The sequence below is a fragment of the Haloferax sp. s1 genome, from assembly GCF_058382125.1.
On the sequence record NZ_JBZRPK010000519.1, the window covers coordinates 1 to 6,525 of the forward strand.

5 protein-coding genes and 1 pseudogene are annotated in these 6,525 nt (G+C 53.6%); all 6 read left to right on the plus strand.

From position 1 onward, the window contains the following. Positions 1 to 149 precede the first annotated feature (149 nt). Entirely contained in the window at positions 150 to 572 is a 423-nt protein-coding gene (locus QT222_RS08590) for a methylated-DNA--[protein]-cysteine S-methyltransferase (protein WP_004057479.1), read from the plus strand. A 12-nt stretch (positions 573 to 584) separates the two neighbouring features. After that, positions 585 to 1,064 (plus strand): GNAT family N-acetyltransferase, encoded by a 480-nt coding sequence (locus tag QT222_RS08595; RefSeq protein ID WP_491476929.1) that lies wholly within the window; start codon positions 585 to 587, stop codon positions 1,062 to 1,064. Positions 1,065 to 1,371: 307 nt separating this feature from the next. Next, positions 1,372 to 2,007 (plus strand): nitroreductase family protein, encoded by a 636-nt coding sequence (locus QT222_RS08600; protein ID WP_491476930.1) that lies wholly within the window; start codon positions 1,372 to 1,374, stop codon positions 2,005 to 2,007. 6 nt (positions 2,008 to 2,013) lie between these two features. After that, positions 2,014 to 2,934, plus strand: a complete 921-nt coding sequence (locus tag QT222_RS08605; RefSeq protein WP_491476931.1) for an EamA family transporter — start codon at positions 2,014 to 2,016, stop codon at positions 2,932 to 2,934. A 477-nt stretch (positions 2,935 to 3,411) separates the two neighbouring features. Continuing rightward, positions 3,412 to 4,191, plus strand: coding sequence for a hypothetical protein (locus tag QT222_RS08610; protein ID WP_491476932.1), 780 nt, complete (start codon positions 3,412 to 3,414; stop codon positions 4,189 to 4,191). A 332-nt stretch (positions 4,192 to 4,523) separates the two neighbouring features. Next, a pseudogene (locus QT222_RS08615) lies at positions 4,524 to 6,150 on the plus strand (transposase). Positions 6,151 to 6,525: the final 375 nt, after the last annotated feature.

Genomic DNA, 6,525 nt, shown 5'->3' on the forward strand with positions numbered 1-6,525 from the left:
GCGACGCCGACGTCGACACCGCGCTCGAACGCGCCGGTCTCGGTCTCGAAGCGTAACGCGCTCTCTATTTCCGCGACGACTGTTTCTCTCCTCTCTGCTTACAGAGCGGACGCCATAGATAGATAGTCGCCGAGTGCGAAAGGTTGTCGATGCACGTCACGATGTGGGGGTTCGATGTGGAACTCGACGAGCGACTGGTCGACACTTCGGCAGACGACCTCTGCGACCAGCTTTCCGAGTACGAACAGGGTGCGCGCAGGTCGTTCGACGCCGACGTTCACATTCCCGACTCGTTCACTGGGGATGTGATGCGGGCGATGCTCGACATCCCATACGGCGAGACTCGAACCTACGGGCAGATTGCAGAGGTGGTGGGAAGCCACCCTGTCGCCATCGGACAGGCCTGCGGGCGAAACCCAGTACCGCTGGTTGTCCCGTGTCACCGCGTCGTCGGTTCGGACTCGCTCGGCGGCTTTTCGGCTGCGGGTGGAACTGACCTGAAGCGAGCGCTACTCGCCCACGAGCGCGACGAAGAGACAGAGCAGTTGGTACTATCCGCGTATCGCTCGTAGATTCGGGAACGTATGGTTCACGTTCGCCCCGCTACACCGGACGACGCACCCCATATTTTGGCTCTCCACGTCCAATCTATCCGCGCTTTTGGCCCGACGGCATACGACGAAACGCAGGTTGCGGCGTGGGCCGAGAAAGACGGCGGTGTCGAGCAGTATCCGCTCGACGATGAAGCTCACCACCTCGTGGTCGCAGGGAAGAATGACAATATCGTCGGCTACGGACATCTGATTCCGAAAGCCCAAGAAATCCGGGCGGTGTACGTGCATCCGGACTATAGTCGTCAGGGCGTCGGTTCGGCTATCCTCACTCATCTAGAAGGACGTGCCCGTGAAGAGGGCGTAGCGTATCTCGAACTCTGGGCATCGCGTAATGCAGTCGCGTTCTACGAACGGATGGGTTATCAGCGGACGGGGGAAGAAACAATCGAGAAACAGTACGAGGACCAGCGAGTACCGCTTTCGGTGGTCGTGATGGAGAAGTCGCTCTGACGGACGGTACCGTTCGAAAACGCACTTTTCTTCGTAACGACCGAGCGAACCGACCTCATTTTTGTGTTTTCTCGTCACCACGCTGCCTGCTACTGTCGCCTACGAACTTGCTCGCAGGTTCCAATAACCGATTCGCGCTCTGTATTCAGCACGGCCTCGACAAACTATCTGTGACTGAGGACTTCAACAGAGCTAACCATACTGGTTCGTGTGTGGAATATCGCCCGAGAATCATACGGGATGGAGTATTTAAAAACAGAATATAGTTTCCACGCAGATTCTCCCTCACATCTCGATTAGTACTGCTGTGGTTGAATCCAATCCGCAAGCCGAATTTCGAACCGATATCAGTGAGTACCGTACTCCGAGCTACGATATCGCGCCGGTGTTCGTGAATCGATGGTCTCCTCGAGCGATGACTGGCGAATCCCTCTCCGAAGACGAATTTATGCCGCTTTTCGAGGCGGCCCGGTGGGCACCGTCGGCGTTTAACGACCAACCGTGGCGCTTCCTGTATGCGACTCGGGAGAGCAATCACTGGGATACCTATCTCGGTCTTCTCTCTGAAGGCAATCGAGTCTGGGCGAAACGCGCCGCCGTGCTCGCCGTGATACTTTCGAAAACGACGTTCGACCACAACGGTACGCCGTCGCGAACACACTCGTTCGATTCGGGTGCTGCGTGGCAGAACTTGGCTCTTGAGGGATCGAGACGAGGGTTGGTCGTCCACGGGATTGGCGGGTTCGACTACGAGCGGACGGAAGCGACTCTCTCGACTCCACCGGGCTACGCGGTCGAGGCGATGGCGGCAATTGGCGTTCGAGGTTCACCAGATACACTGCCCACGGGCCTGAGAGAACGTGAACAGCCGAGCGACCGGAAACAACTGGCCGCTGTCGTCACCGACGGCGAGTTCGACTTCGCTGAAAGTGAAGGGCGCTGAGTATCGATGGTCCGAACCAACACGTGGGCAGGCCCGGTCACCCTCTTACTCGCGACGGGCGGACTCCTCGGTGTTTCGACGAACCTTGCGAAGCTCGCTGGAGTGGTCGGTCTCGACCCGTTGGCCTTTCTCGCGTGGTCGGTCGTCGGTGCGGCGGTCGTCCTCGTCGGAGTTTGTTCGCTCCGAAATCAGCTCCCGTCGCTCAACGCCCGAACGATAGAGTACTTCGTTGTCTCTGGTCTCGTGGGTGTCGCCGCACCTAATCTCCTGTTTTTCGCCGCCGTTCCTCGCGTTGGGGCCGCCTTCGTCGCGCTCGCGGTAGCGTTCCCGCCGCTTTTCACCTATCTCGGCGCGCTCCTGCTTCGGCTGGAGCGGTTCCAGACTACTCGTGCGGCGGGTGTCGTCCTCGCGCTGGGAGGCGCTGCCTTGCTCGCCGCTCTCAAACTCTCCGAACCGGCTGTCGACACCTTCTGGGTCGCCGCAACGCTCACTGCGCCGATTCTCCTCGCCGGTGGGAACATCTACCGGACGGTGCGCTGGCCACCGGGAGCGACGCCGGAGGAACTTGCCCCCGGTATGCTCGCCACGTCCGGAGTTATGCTACTCGGCGTCGGCGCGATTGCAGGACTCTCGGACGGTGGTTCCGAGGCGTTTTCGCTCACTATCCCCACGGACCACCTCGCACCGACGGCGCTCGTCATCGCTCAGGCGGCGACGTTTTTGCTCATGTATCTTCTCTACTTCAGCCTCCAGAAGCGCGGCGGTCCGGTCTATCTGAGTCTTCTTGGCTCGGTGGGGGCCGTCGTCGGTGTCCCGGTCGCGGTGGTTCTGCTCGGGGAAGCCCCGCCGCAGGGGCTTGCCGGTGGTAGCATCCTAATCGCGCTCGGCGTGGGCCTTGTCACACTCGGGGGTCCGAAAGGAGGCTGACCGTCTCCGTCTGGACCACCGTTCGGTATTCCTGACATCCTCGACTAGCCATTCGTCTCTTCCTCACTGGTATCGATGGGATAACTCGTGACCCCTCTCTGAGGGTGTAACCCCCACAGTTTCGGAGTTTTAGTTCTGTTGCGTGTCTTATTTTCATACCAATTGAATCTGATTAGGTTCTTGTCTCGTGATTTTCGAATTCGTCACAGTGAGGAATTTTGGAAAGATTTGCTAAGTGACATAAAACACAAACCAACAGACAGGTCCTATTTCACCCACATTTCGATTGAACAGAAGACATGCAACACTTCCATCCTATGAGGTTGTGTAACTTGGCCTTAATATGAAAATTATTTTAATATTTTCTATTGAACTTACTACAAAAGATATATGTATGCTCCGTTATGTGATTTTGTTGTTGGGTAATTGGCCTAACAGGATACAATGAGTCGAAAAAATCAAACCCGACGGAGTTTGTTGAAAAGCACCGCATCAATTGCAGCCCTATCTGCAATACCGACTGTTTCAGCCAGCCAGGAGCGAAATGCTCGGAAAAGTGAAAAAGTTCACCAAGCTGCTCTGAGAGTGTTAGAGAAGACTAACGACCTTGAACAGTTTTATTCGTTCCTGGCAAATCATGGATTCACATTCGGCCGAAAGACAACCAAGATCGACACACCCGCACACGTACTAAAGGAGCAATCAGGTTCGGCAAGCGGAAATGTGTCTACAATGGAGAGTGGATATCAACCAAAGGACAACGTTGAATTGGACGTTTCCCTCCAATACGACACTTACGCTGACAAATACTACGGTCAAGCCAACTGGCATTGGACCTCACAGACACTATCTCCCCCAGACGTTATCGGTCTGACATATAAAGAGAACTCATGGTCTGTCCCTCAAAATGGATATAGTTCGTCTAGTTATGCATCCTTAGATACGGAGTCGCGTAGCGCAAATGGATATGCGTGGAAATACAATGATGGCGAAGACACCCTGGAGCAACCGAATGCGTATAACTACGCAACTCTCACACTGAACCCCTACGACGAATCAATTTCTGACTCAGACCGGACGATTTGGATGGTGTACACGGCTAACTCTTCACCCTATCCTGCTTATATTGACGGTATTGGAATCGGATACGGAGCCCTTTCTGTAGATGTGTCGCCAACGGTCGAGCAAGACACATGGATCGAAGATAATTCGGGTGATGAACTCAAGATTAGTGCAGCAGATGCTCAGCCAATATAGGTATAGTTGACGGTATATATTCAACAAAACTATTTTACCTCAAGTCCCAAATTGATAGTTGGGTTATGAATTCGGAATCGTATGAATCCGACAACGAGGTACAGCGGTATACTTATCTTCTTATTTTTGGCATTGGATTGTTTCTCATCGGATTTGTCCTCGGATATATCCTCCCAAGCCAAATTGATCCTCTATTTTATGGCGTGTCTGGCGTAGGTATAGTTGTGATTATGTCTTCGGCGTTTGCGTATTATAACTATCAGAAATATTCAAATTGAACGTTAACAGCACTGTCTATATACCGGCTTGGACTATCGCTTGTCGAGGTATTGATGAGGAGCGTTGAAAATATCGGTCGTATGGAAGCCCGTGCTGCTCGAATGACCGATGCTTTTCTTGTTGGTCTCAACCTTCGGGAACATCTCCGGCTCGGCAAGTCACTACTTGAAGCGTTCGAAGAACTTGAAATTCGGCTTGACGCTTGAAGACGGCTATCCTGAGTGGCATCCGGCATCGTACCCATTTCAGGGAATACTCAAACTCTTCTTCTACCGCGAAATCACTGGAAACAGCTATCGGAAACTCTCCGGCTACCATGAACTCGCCTCAGCGTGTGGTCTCGACCGTATTCCTGATGTGTCGGTCTTGTCGAGGACGTGGCGTAATCGCTTCGACAAAGCCACTCGCGAGTTTGTCAAACGAGGCGCACATCTACTCGTTAAAAATATCCACGATTTCGGCCCATCTGTTGCTGGAGTACGTCCTAAGCACGAAGTCACCGATTCCGAAGAACGTGACTCAGAGAAGTCTGAAAATGGAGAAGAGCAGGGAACCACGTTCGACGACAAGGAAATCTTTCGTACGACTCGCCTTGCTCGTGAACACTGTTTCTCGCCATTTGACTCTGGCAGAGCAGACAACTCGTCGTACGATGACTCTCGGTTTTTCGAGTTACAGACATTCATGGGAATGGTTGGCTGCGGGACTGCCCAAGGCGCAGCACGCTTTCAGTACCGACGTGGTAAAGAATACGGCCCGCATGGTGACACCCACCTCCGGGCAGTCAAGCAATTCGAAGCAAATTCACTCCTCGATGGATTCAACGCCGCTACTAACCAGCTCCTCTCAGTAATCGACTCTGAAGTCTCGTTTCGACGGCCAGTGACCGTCGCGCTTGACATTACGACAGTCCCCTACTTCGGTAACGTTGAAGGAATGTCGATGGTGAGCGGGACGAAAGACGGTGAGGGGAGAGCGTTCAAGTTTGCTACTCTCTCGATTGTTGGGCAAAACATCCCGCTCGTCTTGGCCGTCGAACCGGTTCGTGAGAGTTCAGCGTGGGACAATAACCCGCCAAATCGAATTCATCGTGTCGTCCGGCGATTAGTCCGGAAAGCGAAAGAACACGTTCCAATCGAGATGGTACTCTGTGACCGCGAATTCGACTCGATGAGGGTGTTTCAGACGCTCTCGAATCTTAACGTGGACTACCTGATTCCCAAGCGAATCACCAGCTCAGAGCGCAAAGCGATTGAGCAGATGGAGCAGGACAGCCAAGATGTCGCCGTCGAGTCGGCGTCAGTCCACGTCGAACAAGGTTCGCACGCGATGCAGTTCCTCTACGTTCCCTCGACGAAGTCGGATGGAACAACCGTCTTCGCAACGAATGCTCGTGTCCGGCCAGAAGAGGCTGAAGCGTTCTGTCGTCGATACAGTAGCCGCTGGCAGATCGAAAACGAGTACAAATCAATCAAACACGATTTCTTAGCGAAGACTTCCTCGAAGGATTACCGCGTTCGGCTGTTCTACTTCGTGTTCGCGGTCCTCTTGTACAATATCTGGCGGCTCACTGACTTTCTGTTGAAAGCTGGTGCTGACGGTGAGATGGACTACGCACCAGTCATTACAGCTGGAGAGTGTGTCGAGTTGGTCTCTTCGGCGCTGCTTCCGCCGGACTAAGTGTACGAACACTCCGACTTGCCCCTCGTGAGCGGTGGCACTATTTCTGGGCAGAATTTTTCGGATGGTTTCTGACAATCACAGAGGATGAACTGGATTGGACAAGTTTTCTAGCTCTCTTCCCCGTAATCTAGACTAATTCAGCGTCAAAGAAACGCTAAAATTGCCCATCCTCCGAAACTGTGAACCCCAAAAGGGCAGATTCTATATCGCAGCATTTGATTTATGTCTGGGCGATTCTACCTATCCCGGGAGTATTGCGTTGACGAGACGTGTTCCGAAGCGTCGTGGGGAAACGAGAGACCGCACATGCGCACGGGTCACGTCGTCCAGCGCTCTCGAAATGAGATTCGGAGGATAGTCGATGTAGTCCCC